Annotated in this window: 14 protein-coding genes and 1 other RNA gene; 6 read left to right on the plus strand and 9 right to left on the minus strand. The window is 59.7% G+C overall.

Features of this window, described 5'->3' with window-relative positions; genetic code table 11:
• Window positions 1–267, minus strand: an RNA gene (gene ffs, locus SCM96_00785) — signal recognition particle sRNA large type.
• A gap of 49 nt (window positions 268–316) precedes the next feature.
• Entirely contained in the window at window positions 317–1,576 is a 1,260-nt protein-coding gene (locus SCM96_00790) for a hypothetical protein (GenBank protein MDW7759157.1), read from the minus strand.
• 122 nt (window positions 1,577–1,698) lie between these two features.
• Between SCM96_00790 and SCM96_00795 the strand changes: the two genes are divergently transcribed.
• The 3 genes from SCM96_00795 to SCM96_00805 all read left to right on the plus strand — a co-directional run bounded on the left by SCM96_00795 (window position 1,699) and on the right by SCM96_00805 (window position 5,957).
• Window positions 1,699–2,382: a zinc metallopeptidase gene (locus SCM96_00795; GenBank protein ID MDW7759158.1), complete on the plus strand. Its 684-nt coding sequence runs from the start codon at window positions 1,699–1,701 to the stop codon at window positions 2,380–2,382.
• A 22-nt stretch (window positions 2,383–2,404) separates the two neighbouring features.
• Entirely contained in the window at window positions 2,405–5,011 is a 2,607-nt protein-coding gene (locus SCM96_00800; GenBank protein ID MDW7759159.1) for a M14 family metallopeptidase, read from the plus strand.
• 85 nt (window positions 5,012–5,096) lie between these two features.
• Window positions 5,097–5,957 carry a dienelactone hydrolase family protein gene (locus tag SCM96_00805; protein ID MDW7759160.1) on the plus strand — a complete coding sequence of 287 codons (861 nt, stop codon included), beginning with the start codon at window positions 5,097–5,099 and terminating at the stop codon, window positions 5,955–5,957.
• On the opposite strand, the gene SCM96_00810 is transcribed toward SCM96_00805, so the two are convergent.
• Together SCM96_00810 and SCM96_00815 are read right to left on the minus strand one after the other, a co-directional pair.
• Window positions 5,947–8,232, minus strand: a complete 2,286-nt coding sequence (locus SCM96_00810; GenBank protein ID MDW7759161.1) for a prolyl oligopeptidase family serine peptidase — start codon at window positions 8,230–8,232, stop codon at window positions 5,947–5,949. The two genes, SCM96_00805 and SCM96_00810, sit on opposite strands and share 11 nt — an antisense overlap.
• Before the next feature lies 1 nt (window position 8,233).
• Window positions 8,234–9,391: an anaerobic sulfatase maturase gene (locus SCM96_00815; protein MDW7759162.1), complete on the minus strand. Its 1,158-nt coding sequence runs from the start codon at window positions 9,389–9,391 to the stop codon at window positions 8,234–8,236.
• Window positions 9,392–9,510: 119 nt separating this feature from the next.
• Here SCM96_00815 and SCM96_00820 point away from each other — a divergent pair, with 119 nt between their 5' ends.
• Both SCM96_00820 and SCM96_00825 read left to right on the plus strand, forming a co-directional pair.
• Complete coding sequence (locus tag SCM96_00820; protein ID MDW7759163.1) at window positions 9,511–11,070, plus strand: WD40 repeat domain-containing protein; 1,560 nt, start codon at window positions 9,511–9,513, stop codon at window positions 11,068–11,070.
• Between the two features lie 72 nt (window positions 11,071–11,142).
• Complete coding sequence (locus SCM96_00825; protein MDW7759164.1) at window positions 11,143–12,456, plus strand: hypothetical protein; 1,314 nt, start codon at window positions 11,143–11,145, stop codon at window positions 12,454–12,456.
• Between the two features lie 45 nt (window positions 12,457–12,501).
• Here SCM96_00825 and SCM96_00830 read toward each other — a convergent pair whose 3' ends face one another.
• The 3 genes from SCM96_00830 to SCM96_00840 form a co-directional block, all read right to left on the minus strand.
• Window positions 12,502–13,959: a pitrilysin family protein gene (locus SCM96_00830; GenBank protein ID MDW7759165.1), complete on the minus strand. Its 1,458-nt coding sequence runs from the start codon at window positions 13,957–13,959 to the stop codon at window positions 12,502–12,504.
• Between the two features lie 19 nt (window positions 13,960–13,978).
• A complete protein-coding gene (locus tag SCM96_00835; GenBank protein ID MDW7759166.1) occupies window positions 13,979–15,484 on the minus strand; it encodes an insulinase family protein in 1,506 nt (501 codons plus the stop codon).
• A 100-nt stretch (window positions 15,485–15,584) separates the two neighbouring features.
• Window positions 15,585–16,952 carry a M24 family metallopeptidase gene (locus SCM96_00840; GenBank protein MDW7759167.1) on the minus strand — a complete coding sequence of 456 codons (1,368 nt, stop codon included), beginning with the start codon at window positions 16,950–16,952 and terminating at the stop codon, window positions 15,585–15,587.
• A gap of 131 nt (window positions 16,953–17,083) precedes the next feature.
• Here SCM96_00840 and SCM96_00845 point away from each other — a divergent pair, with 131 nt between their 5' ends.
• Complete coding sequence (locus SCM96_00845) at window positions 17,084–18,466, plus strand: hypothetical protein (GenBank protein ID MDW7759168.1); 1,383 nt, start codon at window positions 17,084–17,086, stop codon at window positions 18,464–18,466.
• A gap of 10 nt (window positions 18,467–18,476) precedes the next feature.
• On the opposite strand, the gene SCM96_00850 is transcribed toward SCM96_00845, so the two are convergent.
• Window positions 18,477–18,863, minus strand: a complete 387-nt coding sequence (locus SCM96_00850) for an ACT domain-containing protein (GenBank protein MDW7759169.1) — start codon at window positions 18,861–18,863, stop codon at window positions 18,477–18,479.
• Between the two features lie 157 nt (window positions 18,864–19,020).
• Window positions 19,021–20,448, minus strand: coding sequence for an FAD-binding oxidoreductase (locus tag SCM96_00855; protein ID MDW7759170.1), 1,428 nt, complete (start codon window positions 20,446–20,448; stop codon window positions 19,021–19,023).
• Between the last annotated feature and the right edge of the window lie 5 nt (window positions 20,449–20,453).

Consider the following 20,453-nt stretch of genomic DNA (forward strand, 5'->3'; position numbering starts at 1 on the left):
CCGCGCACCCCGTTCCGACCGCCCTCTCCCCGCGCCACCGCCGTCCGCGGCTCCGGCCGGGCTGGCTGCCGCACAAGACGCCTGACTGCTGCCGCTGCTACCTTCCGGTCCTGACGGGGTTCACAGGAGGGCCTTTGCGCAGGGCCCGATCCTTCATCGCCGCTCGCGGCGGCGCTGCCGGAAAAAGAGCCGGCCTCGACGGGGGATTCGACCCCACTGCAGCGGGTTGTGGGCTACAGGGCACCGCTAGCTCCCCGTCTAGCGCGGCCGCCTCATATTATAGGTCATCCTCCGGCGGAAGGGAAGAAACCGGGGATTAGAACCGGTAGCTCAAACCGCCCCGGAAAATGATTCCGTTCCAGAATCCCGCCTCGGCGCGGAGAGACAACCCCCGATAGAGTTCGGCCCGCAAGCCCAGGCAGGCCTGCACGAAAGGCAGGATATTGGGAATGCTGTCGCCGATTTCCTCCTCGGCGGTCTTGAAGTCCTTCTCGTCCGATTCACCGATCGTTTCCTCCGGACCCTCCCAGAAATACGTCCCGGTATAGGAATAGCCCACGATTCCGTCGAGGCGGGCCAACCCCAGCCCCAGGACAATCAAGGGCGAGATTCGCCGGGAGGGCAGAAAATCCCAACGGAAATTCATATGGGTCGACCAGGGCCGCATTTCGACATAAGCCTGGGCATCGACGACGGCCCGGGATCCATTTGAGAAGACCTGGGTGACCGCCCCATCGACCGTGGCTTTCATGACCGTTTTTTCAAGCGAAAAACCCACGCTGAACGCCCCGGAGCGGCCCCGGGGATAAATGCGGAACCCGAAACCGGTGTTCGATCCGCTGGAGCCGATGACGACATCGGATTCATCGAATGCGGGTTGCAGGTCCGGCCTTTTCCGGCGCACTTCCCTGCGGATCTCATCGCGGACGACCTTGCCCACCTCGTCGCTCAAAGTCTCCGAGACCATGTTGAGGATGGGATTCAGGCTCCAGGAGGAAACATGGACTTCGATTTCCAGCCTGTCGCGCCATTCCGAAAATGGAAAAAACGTCCGTTGGGTTCGATACGGCGACCCGGTTTGAATCGAAGGTTCTTCGGGTTCGGCCGCGGGTTGGACTGCGGGGCGGGAAGGCGCGGATCGCTCCGGGACGTCCGAGCCGGCCTCGTCGCGGACTTCCTGGAACATCCGAATGAATGCCGCCGGATAAAACAGGGCGGAAATTTCCTTGTTGGGATCGACTTCCAGGATTTTTCCCAACCAGAATCGGGTCCCTGAAAGATCCTGTTGATAATAGGCACAGAGGGACAGTCCCAGGTAGGCCCGCGACTTGCTCATCGGGCTTGTCGTCATCGCGGACGCCTTTAAATAGCTTTCGGCGGCTTCTTTATAGGCGCCTCTCTCGAAAAACGCCTCGGCCCGGATCATCTCTTCCTCGAAAGCGATTTCGGACCGCGCCGCCTCCTGGCCCGCGGAAAAACCCTCCAAAAACAAGAGACCGCTTATCGCAACGATGACCGCAAACGGGAGGCGGAAGAAACGGGTGTTCCGCATTCGCATTCCTTTCTCGAAGTTCATCGACATATCTTTAGTCGCAGAAATCCTATTCCTCCGCAATTCTTTTGTCAATTTTTAACTTCGGCGGGGAATTCACAGAATGGCTTTTTTCGTGTATTCTTGTTTCGGTAAAGGATGCGATCATGTTTCTGGATTCGACGTTTTTTCTTTTGATTCCTCCCTTGATTTTGGCGCTCTATGCCCAATCCAAGGTCAAGAGCACGTATGCCAAGTTCAGCCGGGTTTTCGCCGCCTCCCGCATTTCCGGCGCCGAAGCCGCACACCAGATCCTCCAGACAAGCCGAGCCTCCGACGTCCGCGTCGAAAGGACGCCGGGACAGCTCACCGACCATTATGACCCGCGAAAAAAGGCTCTGCGGTTGTCCGAGGGCGTCTTCTCGAGTTCGTCCATCGCCGCCCTGGGCATCGCCGCCCACGAGGCCGGGCATGCCATCCAGCACGCCTCGGGTTACGCCCCCATGCACCTCAGAAGCCTGATCTACCCCGTGGCCAACCTGGGATCCACCCTGGCCTTTCCCCTGTTTTTCATCGGATTCATTTTCAGTGAAGGCCCGAGCGTCCTCATGGACATCGGCATCCTTCTTTTCACCGGCGCCGTGCTCTTCACCGTGGTTACGCTGCCCGTCGAGTTCAACGCCTCCCGCCGCGCCCTCGCGCTTCTCCGGGAGCGAAGCTTCCTCACGCCCCAGGAATTGACCGGCGCCCGCAAAGTGTTGTCCGCCGCCGCCCTGACGTATGTCGCATCGACCGGGATGGCCGCCATGCAGCTTCTGCGCATGCTGCTTCTCCGCCAATCCCGGCATTAATATTTTTCGCGAGGAGGTCTCCATGTCCGCCCTACCGATGCTCCGTCGATCCGCAATTGCGCTTCTCATCGCCGGCCTTGTTCTGCCGGCGGCGCTCTTTTCCCAGACACCGCCCGAGACGTTCCTCGGACATGCCGTGGGAGCCGACCGGAAGTTGGCCGACTACGATCAGATCAAGGCCTATTTTCGACTCCTCGACAGCGAATCGCCCAAGCTCAAATTGCTCGAAATCGGGACATCCACATTGGGCAAACCCATGATCATGGCCGTGATCACATCCGAAGACAATATGGCCCGTCTCGATGAGTATCGCGAGACGGCCCGCAAGCTCAAAATGGCCCGGGGACTCACGGACGATGACGCCCGTCGCCTGGCCCGGGACGGTAAGGTCATCGTGACCATCACCTGCAGCCTCCATGCGACGGAGATCGCCGCCTCCCAAATGGCCATGGAATTCGCCTATGATCTCGTCGCCGGAAAAGCGTTTTTCGATATCGAAGAAGCCCTGCGAGACGTCATTGTCCTCCTCATTCCGACCTCCAATCCCGACGGCCATCAAATGGTCACCGAGTGGTATCGCAAATATGTCGGCACGCCGTTCGAAGGCGGCAACATGCCCTGGCTCTACCATCACTACGCCGGCCATAACAACAACCGCGACTGGCTCATGTTCAACCTGGCCGAAACCCGGGCCGTATCCCGTGTGCTCTACCATGAATGGTTTCCCCAGATCCACATCGACGAACACCAGATGGGCTCGACGGGCGCTCGGCTCTTCATCCCGCCCTACCAGGACCCCCCGCTTCCGAATGTCCATCCCCTCATCTGGCGGGGCATCAACCTCCTGGGAACGACCATGGCCTACGATCTTCAGAGCGCCGGTTTCCAGGGGATCGAGAACAGCCGGAATTTCACGGGATGGTGGATCGGAGCCTGCAACGACACGTCATGGCTTCACAACACCGTGGGCATCCTGAGCGAAATGGCGTCGGTGCGCATCGCCTCCCCGATCTATATCGACCCCACCGAGGTGCCGCAATCCTATGTCGAACGCCGCATGCATTTCCTCGATCCCTGGCCCGGCGGCTGGTGGCGGCTGCGCGACCTCGTGGACTATGAGCTCACCTTGACGAAAAGCCTCGTCCGGACGGCCGCACTCTACAAGGAAGACTTCCTTTACAACTCCTACCTGGCCTCCAAACTGAGCATTGAGACGACCGATAAGGATCAGCCCTTCGCCTTCGTCATCCCGGCCGAACAGCGCGACACGCCGACCACCCGGCGCATGCTCGGCATCCTGATGTTCGGCGGCATCGAAATTCACAAAGCCGAAGAACCCTTCATCGCCGGCGGACGGTACTACCCGGCCGGTTCGTTTGTCGTTTTGATGGCTCAACCCTTCAAGCCTTATGCCCGCAGCCTGCTCGAAAAACAGAGATATCCCGATCTCCGTGAATATCCGGGCGGCCCCCCCATCCCTCCCTACGACAACGCCGGCTGGACGCTTCCGCTCCAGATGGGCGTCGCCTGCGACGAGATCAAAACGCCGTTCGAAGCCAGGCTGACAAAACTCGAATCCGCGCCCGCAAACATCCCGGAAGTCCCGGACGGCCCACCGTACCTTCTTTTTGACGCCCGGTCCAACGCCTCGTATGCCGTCGTTTTCGAACTTCTCAAGAAAAACGCCGAAGTCTGGCGGACCGCAGGAAGCGTCGTGGCGGACGGCTTCGAAGCGGCCCCGGGAAGTTTCATCGTCGGAAACACTCCGGAAATCGGGAAAGCCCTTTCCGGGCTTCTCGAAAAATGGCCCATCGAACCCCGCGCGTTGAAGTCCATCGACGGCCTGAGCAAGGCCGCGGTTAAGAATCCCCGGATCGGAGTCTACCGGTCCTGGCGCTCCAATATGGACGAAGGTTGGGTTCGCTATATTTTCGACGACATGGGCGTTTCTTACACCACGCTCCGTAACAGCGATTTCAAAAGTGAGAAGGGGAAAAAGGTCGACCTCAGGGCCTCTTACGACGTCATCATCTTTGCCTCCGAAAACCCCGATATCATCAAGAGCGGACGCCCCGGCGCCGGCAGCGAATTTGCCCGTTTCATGACGCCGATGCCCCCCGAATATGAAGGCGGCATCGAAAAAGAGGGTGTCGACGCCCTCAAGGCCTTTGTCGAAAAGGGCGGGATTCTGGTGGCCAACAATCAGGCCTCGAATTTTATTCTTCGGGAATTCCCGGTTCCGGCCCGCAACGCCGTCGAGCGGATCGACCGGACGCGGTTCTTCTGCCCGACGTCGATCCTGAAACTCGACGTCGATCCGACAACGCCGATCGGCTACGGGCTGGCCGAAATGACGCCCGCCGTTTTTTCCGGAAGCCTGGCCCTGGACACCTGGGTCCCGCCCATGGGATGGGACCGCAAGGTCGTGGCCTCCTTCCCGGAGAGAAACATCCTGCTCAGCGGCTGGCTGCTCGGGGAGGAGGAAATCGCCCGCAAGGCGGCCGTCGTCGACGTTTCCCACAAGAACGGGCGGATCATCCTCATCGGCATCGCCGGGCACCACCGCGGCCAGTCCCACGGGACCTTCAAGTTCCTGTTGAACAGCCTGCTTTATCCGCAAGCGAATTGATCGCAGGACGAATCAAAACAAGCGTAAAGATCGCTTGATAGGACGGCCGGGAACAGAGTCCCGGCTAAAAAAGGAGGGACTTTCCATGAATCAGCAAGTCGGTGAATTGTTCGACCTTTTTTCGGAGGGCCGGATCGACCGCCGGGAATTTCTTTCGAGACTGGTCCTCATCGCCGGAGGAACGGCGGCGGCGGCGGCAGGTCTGCCCGCTCGGGTCGGCGCGGCATCTTCCATTCAATTCGTCGCCGCTGACGACAAGCGCCTTCATGTTGAGGACATCTCTTACCCCGCTCCATCGGGAGAAATGAAAGGCCACCTCGCCCGGCCGGCGGACGAGGCCAAGTTCCCCGGCGTTGTCGTCATTCATGAAAACCGCGGCCTGAACCCTCACACAAAAGACGTCGCCCGGCGCTTCGCTCTCGAGGGCTACCAGGCCCTGGCTCCGGATGCGCTGTCGCCTCTCGGAGGCACGCCCGAAGACGTGGATGAGGCCCGCGGCCTGATGCAGAAGCTCGACCGCTCGGAAACGACGAAAAACTTCGCCGCCGCCGTCGCCTACCTGAAGACCCATCCGCTTTCGACCGGCAAGGTCGCCTGCGTGGGCTTTTGCTGGGGAGGCGCCGTCACCAACCAGGTGGCCGTCCATTCTCCGGACCTGGACGCGGCCGTCCCCTTTTACGGAAGCCAACCGGCCGCCGAGGACGTTCCGCGCATCCAGGCCTCGCTTCTTCTTCACTATGCCGGGGACGATGAGCGCATCAACGCCGGCATTCCGGCCTTCGAGGAGGCCCTCAAAAAAGCCGGCATCGACTACAGGATCTTCATGTACGAGGGCGCCCAGCACGCCTTCTTCAACGACGCGAATCGCGCCCGTTACAATGAGGAAGCGGCCCGGCTGGCCTGGGAGAGAACGCTCGACTTTTTCAAGGAAAAACTCAAGGCCTGAGGCCCGTCCGGGTTTTCGGTTCGAGCCTGTTCCAATCGGGAGGATCGACTCCGAGAAGGTGTCTGACGAAGAAGTCGTTTCTCTTTCTCTCGCCGTAAGCGCCGCCTCCGGTGTGATTGGCCCCCGGCAGGACCAGAAGATCGAAGGATTTTCCGGCCTTGATCAGGGCATCCACGACCTGCATTGTGGATGCGGGATCGACGTTGGTGTCCATTTCCCCGACGACAAGAAGAAGCTTGCCCTTGAGGCGGTGAGCGTTGTCGACATTTGAGGACGCCGCATAGTGGGGCCCCAGGGGCCAGCCCATCCACTGTTCGTTCCACCAGATTTTGTCCATCCGGTTGTCGTGGCAGCCGCAGGAGGCATAGGCGGCGTGGTAGAACTCCGGGTGAAAGAGAAGCGCCCCCATGGCGTTCTGGGCTCCGGCCGAGGTTCCATAGATTCCGACGCGGCGCAGGTCATAATGCGCGTATTTCGCCGCAACGGCCTTGTGCCAGAGGATGCGGTCGGGAAAACCGGCATCGCCGAGATTTTGCCAGCAGACATCGTGAAAGGCCTTGGAACGGTGGCTGGTTCCCATGCCGTCGATCTGGACGACGATGAAACCCAGTTCGGCGACCGCCATCATGCCGCTGTAGGGCAGGAATACCTTTGGAACATGGGCGCTGTGCGGTCCGGCGTAGATGTTTTCGATGACCGGATATTTCCGTTTCGGGTCGAAGTTCGTCGGCCTGACGATGACGCCCCAAATGTCCGTTGCCCCGTCCCGTCCTTTGGCCTTGAAAACTTCGGGAGCCCGCCAGCCGGCCTTTTTCAGGCCGGAGATGTCGACATGTTCAAGCTCCCGAAGGATCTTTCCGTTCTCCGTTTGCCGGAGCCGCATGACGGGCGGCCGATCGACGCGCGAACGGATTTCGGCATAGAATTTCCGGTCGGGAGAAAGGCTGACCGTGTGGTGGGCATCGCCCTCGGTCAGGGCGACGAGATTTTGTCCGTCGAAATCGATCCGGTAATAATGGACGAAGTAAGGATCGATACCGGGATTCATGCCGCCGGCGTGGAACCAGATAATGCGGTTCTCCTCGTCGACTTTGTCCACGCCGCGCACCACCCACTCCCCCGCCGTGATTTGATTCTTGACGGTGCCCGAGGCGCCGTCATAGAGATACAGATGATTCCATCCGTCCCGCTCCGACATCCAGATGATTTCGCGGCCGTCGTCGACATCGTGGCGGAATTTTTTTCCGGAATAATTGAAAAATGTCTCCGTCTCCTCGCTGATGAGCGCCCGGGGTTCTCCCATTCCGGCGGCGACTTCGATGACGCGGAAAAGCTGATGGCCGCGGGCGTTGTATTCGAAGGTGAAGCCCCGGCCGTCTTTCCGCCAGACCGGAAGAGAGAGATTGTAGGGGTTGGGAAACAGGCCGTCGTCGACTTCGTGGCGGACCCGGCTTTCCACTTCGAAAAGCACCGGTTGCGGAATATCCAGGGGGTCGCCCGGTTTCGTGTATTCGAGGGTTCCGGAGACGGGTTGAAGTCTGTCCGCCGGCGAGGACTCCACATAGGAAATAACGCGCGTAAAACCGGGCCGGATACGATAGGCCGCGATTTTTTTCGAGTCGGGAGACCAGGCCAGGGATTCGAAGGCATAATAATCGCCCTCACTCCCCTCAAAGCTCAGCGGGGTTTTCTCCCGCGTTTCCATGGACCGGACGAAAACATTGAAGTTCTCGATGAACGCCTCCCATTTTCCGTCGGGAGAGGTTTTGGATTCCTCGGAGGCGGCCCGGGCTTTGGGCCAGCCGACCCTCTGCCAGCCGTCTCGGCGGCGTTCGACCGGTCCGATCTTTTCCAAAACATAAGTTTCCAGGTTGCAGCGCCATCGGAAATCCGCGGCCTCGAATTCCATGGATTTTTCTTCTTCAACATACGAAATTCTGTTAAAGGGCAACGTCACGGCCGTGTATTCCGCCTTGGACGCCGCGGACAGAGAGGCGGCAAGCTTGTCATGATCGAAGGCCGGACCAACACTCAGAGTTGCCGCGTCACAGAGCACGAAGGCGTTCCCGCCTTTGACCGTTTTCCTGTACCAGAATCGGGGTGTGTCTTCGATCCAAACGGCCCGTTCGGGAAGATCGGCCACCGCTTCGGTGAACTTTTTCCTTAACCCGTCGGCGCGTTCGTAATCGATGACGCGGCCCTGGGCCGCACTCCGGACGGCAAAACCCGACAGGATCAGGACCGCAATGACAATCCCTCTCATGGAACGGCGCATTTTAAACCTCTCTTTCAGACAAGACTTTTCCGGTCCGCCGCCGCCAGACCTCGGCGACCTGGGCGACAAACGGCCCGCAGTGGTTGAAAAAACGCTTGTATCCCCGGCACAGGTAATTCCAGCCGTCCTCGCCGTCCGGTGACTTGAGGAAACGGTTTTTCGGGCATTCCCCATGGCACATGTCCAGGACTTCGCAGGTCGCGCAGATACGAGGCAGATCGTCCCGCTTGGCCGACCCGAACGCTTTCTGCCGCGGGCTGTCCAGGAGATCGGCAAGCGGCGTCTCCATAATGTTTCCGAGGCGGTGTTCCGGATCGACAAAATGGTCGCAGGAAAAAACGTCGCCGTTTTTTTCAATAATGGGAATATCGCCGCAAATCGGGCGGAAAATGCAGAGCGAATGGTCCTGTCCGAAGGCCGTGCGGAGAGCTTCCTCGAAGATCTGAATCTTGATCCTTCCAATGCCGCCGGCCGTCCACATGTCGAAAACGGCGCAGAGAAAATCACCCCAGGCTTCGGCCGGTACGGAATCTGGACCGGGGCCGTCCGGAAGATCCGGCCGTCTCTCGACAAGAGGAAGAAAACTGACAAAGGGCGCGCCGATGTCCAGGAAAAAACGATAGACTGCGGCCGGATCTCCGGCATTCCAGGCACCCACGACACACAAGACGTCCGTCAGAACGCCGAAGCGCCGAAGGATGTCATAACCGCGCATGGCCGCATCGAAAGAGCCCGCTCCGTCACCGCCCGTCCGCATGCGGTCATGGTGTTCGCGGGGGCCGTCCAGACTGAGGCCTACGGAAAAACCCTCGTCGGCCAGAAACCGGCCCCAGTCTTCGTTGATCAGGGTTCCGTTTGTCTGCAGGCCGTTGGCGATAAGCCGTCCCGCCGGACAATGAGCTTTTTGAACGGCGATAATTTTCCGAAAGCCCTCCAAACCCAGGAGTGTCGGTTCGCCGCCGTGCCAGGAAAACCTGATGGTTTCCTCAGGAGAGGCGGAGATGTGCTGCCGGATATAGGCCTCCAGCACGTGCCCGGGCATCCGGAAAGACGGGGTTCCCGAAAGGCTTTCGTGGTAGTAACAATATCGGCAGGCCAGATTACACGCGCCTCCGACCGGCTTGGCGAAGACCTGGAAATCCCGTGAAGTCGGAGTCACGACTTCGAAAATACCATAAAGGGCTCGGACTAACAAACATGTTCAGAATGACAAGTCCCTTGACAAGTTGGGGGACATTTCTTTATCTTTATATATACAAAGTCAGAAGGAGAGCTTCCATGGTTATCCTCAAACGTTTTTTTATGATTTCGTGCGTTTTGTTTTTCGCGGTTTCCCTCACCGCGCAAAACATCGATCTCGTCGACAAAGCCAAGGACGGTTTCTGGCGGAATGGAGACGGCCGGACTTTGACATTCGGCAAAGAGGAAGGTGAACCCGGCAGCGTCATGTATAAAAACGACGTCGTCCTCGAAGATGGGAAAACTTATGGACGAATCCTCTATACCCATCCCCAATGGAAATCGCTGGGACGAATCGAGGGCCGCCTGGCCAATATCACAGTCCCCGAGGGCCGGCCGCGGCTGGTGATCGCCGGCGGATTCATCCAGAACGCCCAGAAATCGGACGGCGTTCGTTTGGCCGTTGTCTGGATCGATCCCCAACAGGAAAAGGCGGCCAGGACACAGCCCTTGAGAGAGGAGCTTCTGGCCCGGATCAAGGGGCGAACGCCGCAGGAAGAGGCCTCATCAAGAGTCCTCGTTGCGCTCGACATTCGCTATAACGGACGCATCGACCGGGCAGAGCTGGATATTTCCGCCTATGCGGGAAAAACCGGAGACATCTATCTGACGGCCGAAGCCGGCACCAGCGCCGATTCCGATTGGGCGGTGTGGACCGAGGCCCGGATCGAGTCCGATCCCAAGGCCCCGGTCACGCCTGAACCGCCGGCGAAAGCGGAACCTCTGAAACTCCTGAAATCCTTCGGCGCCCACGGCGCCCGAATCTATGACGCCGTTTTCAGTCCCGACGGCCGGTTCATCGCCACGGCTTCCGCCGAGCAGCTCGCCAAGATCTGGCGCGTGCCCGAGGGAGACGAGGTCGCGACCCTGTCCGGCCATTCGGCCCATGTGTTCGCCGCTGCATTTTCCGCGGACAGCCGTCTTCTGGCCACGGCCGGCGGAGACACCACCACACGGATTTGGGAAGTTCCCGGAGGCGGGCTGAAGACGCGGTTGGCCGGACACACCCGCGAAGTCCTGTCCGCGGCATTCCGCCGGTCCGGCAATCAGGTCGCCACAGGATCGAACGATGGGACCATCAGGATCTGGAATACGGACGACAGAAGCGAACTCAACAACTTCGATTTCGCCGGCGAAGCCGTGAATTCCCTGGCCTTTCACCCCAACAACCGCTGGCTGGCCGCTGCCGGGACGAACGGCCGCGTCGCCATTCTGGATGTCAACACCGGCAGCTCGGTCCGGGAATTCCGCGGCCATACCCTGGCGGTCTACAGCATCCGTTTTTCTCAGGACGGAAACCGCATGGTGACCGGAAGCCGGGACGGCACGGTCCGGGTCTGGAACACAACCGGAGGCCAGTTCCGGCAGTGGGACGAAGGCCCGGGATACGCCGCCGCATTTGATCCCAGCGGACGCTATATCGTCGTCGGGCATGACGGACAGGGAGCCATCTACAATGTGGAAACCCGGGAACGCCTGATGACTCTCACGCATCCCGGCGGCGCTCTCCGGGGAGCAGACTGGCAGCCCAATGGCAAACTCGTCGTGCTGGCCGGTGAAAACGGACAAGTCCGAATCTGGGAAGTCACGATCGACTAGCCGGTTCGTAGCGCATCGACCGGTCGCCGCGCGAATCGCGACACCAAAATTTTCGGACGGAATATCTCCGCCATGAAGAGACCCCATGCGCTTTCCGGCGAAACCGGACCCTTGGGTCCACGCGTGGAATCCCTGGTCCGCGAATACGCGGATCTTTGGCGGGAAGCAACGCCTGACCCGGAAGAAAAAGAACGGATTTATTCCGGCGGGGAACGCCGATCCTTTGAAAAAGAATTCTCAAAGCTTGCCGGGGAGATTTCAAGCGCGGCGGAAATGCACGCGCATCCGGAATGTGAAACGGATGCCGACGGCCTGGACCGCTTTGCAGACAGGCTTCGCCCCCTGTTCGGCCGCCTTCTCGGTGAGCTCGATCTGCCCCTCGAAACCGTCTATAACGCCCGATTTGTGGAATCCACCCGAAGTTTCATCACCGAGGTCCGATCCTTCGATCCCGACCTCGGAATTCCCGAAGTCTACCAGGCCCTGCGCAATGTCTGGATCATGAATACCCTGCAGTTCGTCCTGGACCGTTCGATCGAGCATACCGATGCGATCTTCGGTTACAGCATGATCTATCCCTATCTGGACAATCTTCTGGACGATCCCAGAGCGTCTCCGGCGGTGAAAGCGGCGACGGTCGCCAAGATCAAGGACTGGCTTGAGGGCTCAAATCCATCGCCGGAAACTCCGGTCGAGGACAAGATCCGGCGGTTGATCGCCCGCATCGAAAACATGTTTGACAGAAAGGACGTTCCCGGCGTCTTCCGGTCCATGTTGGCGATATTCAATGCGCAGGTTCGAAGCCTCTCCCAACAGCACAACGGGTTTTCTCCGGGTCGGGCCGACATTCTGGAGATCAGCCTGGAAAAAGGCGGGACGTCCGTCCTGGCCGACGGGTATCTGACGGCCGGGCGTCTTGACCCGGCCGAAGAGGATTTCTGCTTCGGATTCGGAACGTTTCTTCAGCTGGCCGACGACCTCCAGGACGTCTCTGAGGATATCCGGAGCGGCCACCGGACATTGTTTACGGAAGCGGCCGGCCAGGGCGTCCTGGATGGCCTGATCCTCAAGCTCCAAGGATACATCCGATTGGTTTTAGGGAGAAATTCCGGTCTTCACCCCGACCGTATGGAATTCTTGGCGGCTTTGATCCGGCGTTCCTGTTTCCTCATGAACATCGGATCGGCCGGCCGCAGGCCGGAATATTTCAGCCGCGGTTTTCTGCGCGCCTGCCAGGCGCGCTTTCCCGTCCGGTTCTCCTATCTCCGCAAAGCCGGAAGGACTCTGCCTCAATCGCTCTTGAACGGGCGGCGGAAGATCCGGGATGTCGATCCCGCGCTGGCCGCGTTTTTGACGGTGTCATCCCGCACCCTCTCCCTCTCCTGACCCGCGCACACCTCCGGACCCGGGGGTCGTACGTGAAAACCCGCGTTATTTGGCGGGGACTTTCTCCGCCTCCTGAAGGGCTTTGATGTCGATCGACTCGACCTTTCCATATTCGGCCAGCGGTTTGTCGAACCGTTTTTCGTCGCCCACGACTACGATGATCATTCTGTCGGGATCCATGTGCTTCCGCGCGGCGGCCCGGATATCCTCCTTGGTGATTCCTCGGATATTGTCGATATAGGTGTCGAAATAGTCGTCGGGGAAGCCCTGCACCTTAAGCCCCATGAACTGGGCCAGAACCTGGCTTTTTTCCTGGAAGCGAAAGACAAAACTGTTGATGAGCGAGTTTTTGGAGACGGCCATCTCTTCGTCGGTCACAAGGTTGTTCTGCATGTCGCGGATGATGTCTTTGACGATTTCGAGGGCTTCGACGAACTTGTCGGCCTTGAGTTGGGAGGCGATCTGGAAGACACCTCTATTCCCCGCCGGCCCCTCAAAAACGCCGCCGTAAATGCCGTAGGTCAGTCCGCGGTTCGATCTCAGTTCCCGCATCAAACGGGCCGTGAACCCGCCGCCGCCGAGGATATCGTTCATGACCAGAATCTTGAATTCGTCAGGATGGCCCCTTTCGACGCCCAAGTGGCCCATGATGACGTTCCCTTGGGGCGTATCCCGGAAACCATGGGTGATTGTCCCGTCCGCCCTTTCCTCGAGACGGGGGATATCCGGAAGAACCACCGGCTTGGCCGGCCATGTTCCGAAGGCCTTCTCGAAGGCCTCCCGGGCCTCCTCGGCGGAAAGGTCGCCGACGATTCCCAGGATCATGTTGCCGGGGGTGAAAAACCCGGCATGGAAGTCGAGAAGATCCTGCCGAGCAATGGACGCCAGGGACGCCGGCGTGGCTCTTCGTCCGAACGGCGTGTCGGATCCGTAAAGCTTCTCGGAAAAAAGGAGACGCGCAACCAACATCGGCTGATCCCACCGGCGCCGCATGCTTTCCAAAGACTGATTGCGGGCCAGATCGATCTTGTCCTGACGAAACTCCGGATTCCTCACGATATCGGCATAGAGTTCGACGAGTTTGTCGAAATCCTTCCGGAGAGCACTGCCGACGACGGAAATCGTCTCCGAACCGGCCATCGATTCGATGGAGGCGGCGATAAACTCCAGCTCATCGTTGATCTGATCGCCGGTGAGCTTTTTCGTGCCTCCGGTTCTAAGCACGGTGCCCATCAAGGACGCCAATCCGGACTTTTCGGCCGGTTCGTAAAGACTCCCGCCTTTGAAAACACCCCTGAGCGACACGAGCGGAAGCTCCCGATCTTCGATAAACAGGCATCGAATGCCGTTGCTCAGAGTGAACTCAACCGGAGGGACGAGTTTGAATTCCAGGTCAGGCGCCGGTCCCAGATCCCGGGGATGCTTCTGCCCCGCCGCGGTCAGGCCGAGACAGGCAAGGACGGCGCAGGCCGTCGCGATGCGGAATATTGTTTTGGCTTTCATCTGTCGTCTCCTCATGTCTTCAGGATGCCGCCGATTTCCTGACCAGGACGGCCACGGTCCTGTTTTCAGGCGTCAGATAGGTTTTGGCGAATTCCATGATATCGGCCGCCGTGACGCCCGTCACCAGATCCTTGTAGGCGAGATAGAGTTTCCAGTCGCCGAAAAGAAGCTCGTAGCGCAGGAGCGTGAATCCCAGTCCCATGTTCGAACTCATGGACCGGACGTATTGGGCTTCGATGGCGTTTTTGACTCTCTGGAGTTCGCGATCCGATACGGGCTCGGTTTTGATCTTCTCAAGATGTTCGAGGACGGCTCTTTCCAAATCCTCCACGGTGTGCGGATGGCGGGGGACGGCGTTGAAGACCAGGAGGTTCGGGTAACGCACGCCCGGTGAAGAATAGGCGTTCACCGAAACCGCGATCTGCTTGTCCTGGACGAGATCCCGGTAGAGCCGGGAGGTCCGTCCCGACGTCAGAATCTGGGCCAAAACGGCGGCCGCCGCGTCTTCCCGGGCCGGAAATGTCGGTTTGTGAAATCCCATCATCAGCATGGGTTCGGCCTCGAATTCGAAGCGCACCCGCCGTTCGCCGAGTTGCTTGGGCTCGCGGGTCCGCAGAACGGGGGGTTCGGGTCCCCGGGGGATGTCGCCGAAATATTTTTCAATGAGCGGCCAGGCCTGATCGGGATAAACGTCGCCCACGATGGTCAGGACGCAATTGTTGGGCGTGTAATATTTGTTCTTGAATTCGACGGCCTCTTCCAGGGTTACGGAATCGATATCCGAGGCCCATCCGACGACGGGATTCCCGTAAGGATGGGCGATGAAAGCCGCACCCATGAACATCTCGTTCAGAAGACGGGCCGGCACGGCGTCCGTGGTCTGCTTGCGTTCCTCCTGGATGACGCTCCGCTCGATGTAAAATTCGCGGAGGACGGTGTTGCGGATCCGCTCCGACTCCACAAGACAGAAGAGTTCGAGCTGGTTCGAGGGCAGGCTGATGATGTAGGAAGTCTGGTCCGTTCCCGTCCCGGCGTTGAGACCGACGCCGCCGACGTTCGAGTAAATGACGTCGATTTCGTCCTTGACGATGAATTCCGCCTGCTTTTTTTCGAGTTCCGTCAACTCCCGCCTCAGGCGTTCCAGCTTGTCCTTGTCGGCCCGGTCGCCCTTGGCGAGCTCCAGACTCCATTCCCGGCCGACACGGTTGACCTCGGCCAGGATCGCCTTCTCCTGTTCGTAATCGGTCGTGCCGATGCGAGGCGTCCCCTTGAAGGCCATATGCTCGAACAGATGGGCCGTTCCGGTGATCCCGGGCGTTTCGTCGACGGATCCGACCTTGAAACCGTAGACCGTGCTGAAGACGGGCGCGCCGTGGCGTTCGACGAGAAGGACGGTCAGCCCGTTTTTCAGCGTCCGGACATGGACTTTGTCCTCAAGATTCTGGCCGGCGATAAACGGTGCCGCCGGCAGGACGGCCAGGAGCGCTATCGCGAGCGCACGGATCATTCTCTTGCGGCTTGTCATATTCACCTCCCGAAAGATGTCTTTTATATACACCCCCGATGGGGGACTGTCAATTCGAATCGGGACTTCCCGATCATGGGCGAGCCCGGATGTCAAAGCCTCATTTGATCAAGTAAAACGATCGGGGATATCCGTCCAGCCACCGGCAGCCGTCTTTCGTGAAAGCGGCGCCGTCCTCGAGGCCGATCGTGACCCGGGCGTTGTCCCATTCGGGAACGGCATGCGTCACATTGAGTTCGATGGCATAGCAGGTGTTTTCATAGAGGGAATGATCGCCCCAAACCGGAACGCCGGCCTGAGCTTCCGTCAATCCCATGGTCGTCCCGGCCCCATGACCGTGGATGCCGAGCGGATGGGTGTAGATCATGCCCTCGATGCCTTCGGCCTTGGCTTTTTTCAGGGCGGCGAGATAAATCTCGTTTCCGGTCCGGCCGGCCCGGAATTCATCCATGAAGATCTCCTGGAGCCTGTTCCCCCGCCGGAGAAGTTCCTTGAGTCCCGCCGGGGCATCCGTCTCGCCCAATCTCAGGACATAGGCGTTCTGCTGGGTGTCCGTGCTGAGACCGAGATAACTGATGCCGATGTCACAGTGAAGAATGTCGCCGCGACGGATGGTCCGGTCCCCTTTGCCGTACGCGGCCTCATCCCGGGGCGATCTCCGGATGCTGACGGAGGGTTGAAACCACGTCTGCAGCCCGAGATCCGTGAATTTCTGGCGGATCCACCAGACGACGTCGGCCGTCGTGGTGACGTCGGGAATGATGACCTTGTTGGAATAGAATTCGGCGATGATGTCGTGGGCGATGCCGTTCAGATAGCGGTAAAGGCGGATTTCCACGGGGCTACGGGTTTCCAGCCAGCGGATGCAGAGTTTTTCGGCCGAGACGATCTTCTCCCGGTCGGCCGGGTCCAGAGCCTTTTCGAGTTCCCTCATCAAGCCGACGGTCAGGCCGTCGCCGAACGCCCAGTGCTCCGAAAAGTTGAGGCCGATCTTTTCGGGCTTGTGCTCGCGGATGTAGGCGGCCACGGTCTCGAACTGGCCCTTCCATCCCTTGGACCGGTCCTTGAAAATCGGTTCATAGAGCGGTCCGCTCGATCCCGCGCCGTGCCAATTGGCGGTCAGCCGTTTGACGCCTTCGGCGCCCCGGTCGTGGAAAATGAGAATGGACAGCCTGCGGGCGTTCATGGCGGGCTCGGAAACCATGGACATGTAAACGGGATCCTCGTTGTATTCCCGGTTGATGACCATCCAAAAGTCGATTCCCTCGCTTCGCATGATTTCGGGGATGATGTTGTCCAGACGCCACTCAAGAATCTGGTTGACGACGGCCGCCCGTTCTCTTTCGGGAAGAATGTTTTCGATGTCCCGGGCTGCGGCCAACGCCCAATTGCGCTCCGCCGCAAAGACCGATCCTCCGAAAACCGAAAGAAAAATCAGGGCGGCGGCGAAAATCCGGGTTCTTTTCATGATCCACTCCTTTCAAGTCGACAGTGTCTGTCTCCCCGTCGTTATACCCAGTCCCGGCTTCTTCTGTCAAGGCAAACCGCCGCTTTCCTCCGCGGTCGGATCATGGTATCCTGCATCGCTTGGAGACAGGAATGATCGACCAAAGCCGACCCTTGACCGACAGGACGCTCCTGCGGTTCTACCTCCCCCTCGTCGCCACCTGGTTGATGATGGCCGTCGAGGGGCCGTTTCTCGCGGCTCTGATCGCCCGGTTGGCCGACCCCAAGATCAACCTGGCCGCATATGGCGTCGTCATGTCCCTGGGCTGGATCGTCGAGGCCCCCGTCATTCTCATGCTTTCGGCCTCAAATGCTCTTGTGCGCGACAAACTGGCCTTTCTGAAGCTCCGCCGTTTCGCCATGAGACTCAATGTGGCCGTGACCGCCGTGATGCTTCTTCTTGTGGTTCCACCGGTTTTCGACCTTGTCGCCCGCCGCTGGATCGCTCTCCCTCCCGATGTCGCCGAGATGGCCGGCCGGGCCATTTTTTTCATGATCGTCTGGCCCGGCGCCATCGGATTCAGGCGGTTCTACCAGGGCATCCTGATCCGGGAAGGCCGTCCCCAGGCCGTCACGGCCGGAACAGTCATCCGCCTGGCGACAATGGCCGCAGCGGGGTTAGGTCTCGGGTTGGGCCTCAGGCTTCCGGGGGCTCTCGTCGGCGCCGGAGCGCTGGGCGCGGGTGTCTTCGGGGAAGCCGCGGCCAGCTGGATCATGGCCCGCCGCCCGGTCCAAAGGCTCCTGGCCCAGGCGGACGATCTCTGCACTTATGGGCGTAACCTGACTTCAGGAAAAATCTGGCAATTCTATGCGCCCATGGCCTTGATGTCGTTTCTGGCCCTGGCCATCTATCCCATGACCACGTTCTTTATGAGCCGGAGCCGTTATCCCCTGGAATCGCTCGCCGTCATTCCGGTCATGGGCGCGCTGGTTTTCCTTTTCCGAACGCCGGGCATCGCCTACCAGGAAGTGGTCATCGCTCTCCTGGGCGACAATTTCGAAAACCATGCCCGCCTGAAACGCTTCGCCAAAATCGCGGCCGCTTGTGCCGCGGGCGCCCTGGCTCTCGTCGCCTACTCGCCCCTGGCCATGGTTTGGCTGAGAGACGTTTCGGGGCTGTCCCCCGAACTGGCCCGGTTCGCCCTGGTTCCACTCCGAATCCTGTTTATCCTTCCGGCAACCGAGGTGTTTCTGGCTTTCATGCGCGGCCACCTGGTCAAGGCCGGAAGGACATGGCCTCTTGTGGGGGGCGTCGCAGCCCAGATTGCGGCCGTTCTGGGGACGCTTTTGCTGACCGTCGGCCCCCTGCGCTTCGTCGGAGCGACGGCCGCGGCCGTCGCCCAGCTTGCCGGATACGCCGTCGGCACGGTGATTCTCGGGTTTTCCGTCGGACGGGTCGTCCGGGATATCCGGGCCGCCGGAACTCCGGATGAGCCTGAGGTGATTTCCGAACCCCTGGCCGAAACGGTCCGTTGATTCCGGCGATTCAGGACTTGAGCGCTTTTTCCGCCTTGGCGATGTCGCTGACATCCATCACCACGGAGACTTTGTCGCCCTTGCGGGCCAGAGTGCCGTAGCAGTATTCGATGTTGATGCCCTCGTCGCCCAGCCGGGTCGTCAGATCGGCCAATGCTCCGGGCCTGTTTTCGAGATCAATCTTTAAAACATCGCGAACGTCCGCTATGTAGTTCAACTTGCTGAGAAGCTTGAGCGCCTTGTTGAGGTTTTGGTTCTGGACGCAGAGCTTGGCCGTGTCATGGAAAACTCCGATCGCCTCGATGTTGATCCCCTGCTCGGCCAGGTGGCTGCACAGCTCGCCGAGCATGGACGGCTTGTTTTCCAGGACGACGAAAATTTCCGTGATTCTCTCCATGCCTTCCTCCTGTCTTCCGGTTCAAGGATTTTACGCATTTCAAGACCCATGCAAAAAGGAATGTTTCCGTCATGGGCGGTTAATGCCTGATGATGGCAATATACCATATCAACCCCTGTCAAGCAAAAAGCGAATGTTGCGGAACCGCCCGGCGGGTTCATTCGAAAATTTTACCGGGGTTGAGGAGGCCGCCGGGATCGAAGACGGTTTTGATGCCCTTCATGAGCCCAATCTGACGGTCGCCCGCGGTGAGATAAAGATACGGCTTTTTGACGAGGCCGATGCCGTGCTCTCCGGAGACAACGCCGCCCCTTTCGCGGCAATCGCGGAAGAGCGCCTCGCGGACCTGCTCCGCCCTGGGTTGCCATTCACCCTCCGCCATGGGAACGACCCGGTTGTCCCGGATCCGGGCCTTCATGATGTGGGTGTGGATGTTGCCGTCCCCGGCATGGCCGAATGTCGGCAGCCAGATATCCAGCTCGCCGGCCAGCTCCCGCACCTTCTCGACATGGGCGGCGACCTCGGCCCGCGGCAGGCAGATGTCGAGAATTTCAACGGTCAGCGCCTTGACGGCCTCGTACATTCTGGACCGGATGGCCAGAACATTGTCCTGCCGGGCGGGCGTATCGGCCACGAAAACGTCGAGCGCCCCGCTTTCGAGACAGACTTCGGCGACGGCTTCGGAGACCCTCTCCATTTCCCCGGCCGACGGCGCATCGAGGATAACCAGAAGATGAGTCGTCCCGATATCGGACGGCCAGCGCCTGTTGAGATGTTCTTCAGCCAGGGCGAGGACGTCCCTTTCCATGAATTCGACGGCCATGGGCACGATGCCCCGGTTGAGCATTTGGGGAACGGCCTCCAGCGCCGGAGCCAAATCATCGAAAGGAATGACGAGAGATCTTGTGTGAGAAGGTTTGACCATGAGTTGAATGACCGCCCGGGTGATGACGCCCAGCGTTCCTTCGGATCCGATCAAGAGGTGGATGAGATTGTATCCGGCACTGCTCTTGACATATTTTCCGCCGAGACGGAGAACGTCGCCGCCGGCCAGGACGACATCCAGACCGCGGACATAATTTCGAATGACGCCGTACTTGACGGCCCGGCTGCCCCCGGCATTTGTGGCGATGAGTCCCCCGATCATCGCGCTCTCATCACCCGGATGGGGCGGAAAATAGAGGCCGGCCTCTTCGGCGGCCCGGGCGAATTCTCCCAGGCGGACTCCGGCTTCAACGACGGCAACCTGGTTGTCAGTGTCGATCTCGACGACGCGGTTCATGCGTTCGAGAGAAAGCACAAGTCCGCCGGGCGCGGGGACACAGCCGCCGCAGAGCCCGGTGCCTCCGCCTCGTGGGGTTATGGGGACACTCCAGGATGCAGCCAGACGTAAAACGGCCGCCGTCTCCTCCGTCGAGGCCGGCTTGACGACGGCCCCGGGCTCACAAGCGATTTCCCGGAGAGAGAATTCGTCATGGCCGTAGTCGACCAGAGCATCGGAATCCGCGATGACGGCGGATTCGCCGACAATCGCAGCCAAAGCCCCGATCATTTCAGGACCGATGTTTTTTTCCGCCGGATTCATCACCC

It is taken from the genome of Acidobacteriota bacterium (genome assembly GCA_033549365.1).
Taxonomy (GTDB): Bacteria; Acidobacteriota; Aminicenantia; order Aminicenantales; family Saccharicenantaceae; genus JAWSUF01.

Excerpts from the sequence above, each read along its gene's own strand:
- SCM96_00850 (MDW7759169.1), bottom strand. The coding sequence starts at position 18,863 with ATGGAGAGAATCACGGAAATTTTCGTCGTCCTGGAAAACAAGCCGTCC.
- SCM96_00830 (MDW7759165.1), bottom strand. The coding sequence starts at position 13,959 with ATGAAAGCCAAAACAATATTCCGCATCGCGACGGCCTGCGCCGTCCTT.
- SCM96_00805 (MDW7759160.1), top strand. The coding sequence starts at position 5,097 with ATGAATCAGCAAGTCGGTGAATTGTTCGACCTTTTTTCGGAGGGCCGG.
- SCM96_00800 (MDW7759159.1), top strand. The coding sequence starts at position 2,405 with ATGTCCGCCCTACCGATGCTCCGTCGATCCGCAATTGCGCTTCTCATC.
- SCM96_00835 (MDW7759166.1), bottom strand. The coding sequence starts at position 15,484 with ATGACAAGCCGCAAGAGAATGATCCGTGCGCTCGCGATAGCGCTCCTG.
- SCM96_00840 (MDW7759167.1), bottom strand. The coding sequence starts at position 16,952 with ATGAAAAGAACCCGGATTTTCGCCGCCGCCCTGATTTTTCTTTCGGTT.
- SCM96_00855 (MDW7759170.1), bottom strand. The coding sequence starts at position 20,448 with ATGAATCCGGCGGAAAAAAACATCGGTCCTGAAATGATCGGGGCTTTG.
- SCM96_00845 (MDW7759168.1), top strand. The coding sequence starts at position 17,084 with ATGATCGACCAAAGCCGACCCTTGACCGACAGGACGCTCCTGCGGTTC.
- SCM96_00810 (MDW7759161.1), bottom strand. The coding sequence starts at position 8,232 with ATGCGCCGTTCCATGAGAGGGATTGTCATTGCGGTCCTGATCCTGTCG.
- SCM96_00825 (MDW7759164.1), top strand. The coding sequence starts at position 11,143 with ATGAAGAGACCCCATGCGCTTTCCGGCGAAACCGGACCCTTGGGTCCA.
- SCM96_00790 (MDW7759157.1), bottom strand. The coding sequence starts at position 1,576 with ATGAACTTCGAGAAAGGAATGCGAATGCGGAACACCCGTTTCTTCCGC.
- SCM96_00820 (MDW7759163.1), top strand. The coding sequence starts at position 9,511 with ATGGTTATCCTCAAACGTTTTTTTATGATTTCGTGCGTTTTGTTTTTC.
- SCM96_00795 (MDW7759158.1), top strand. The coding sequence starts at position 1,699 with ATGTTTCTGGATTCGACGTTTTTTCTTTTGATTCCTCCCTTGATTTTG.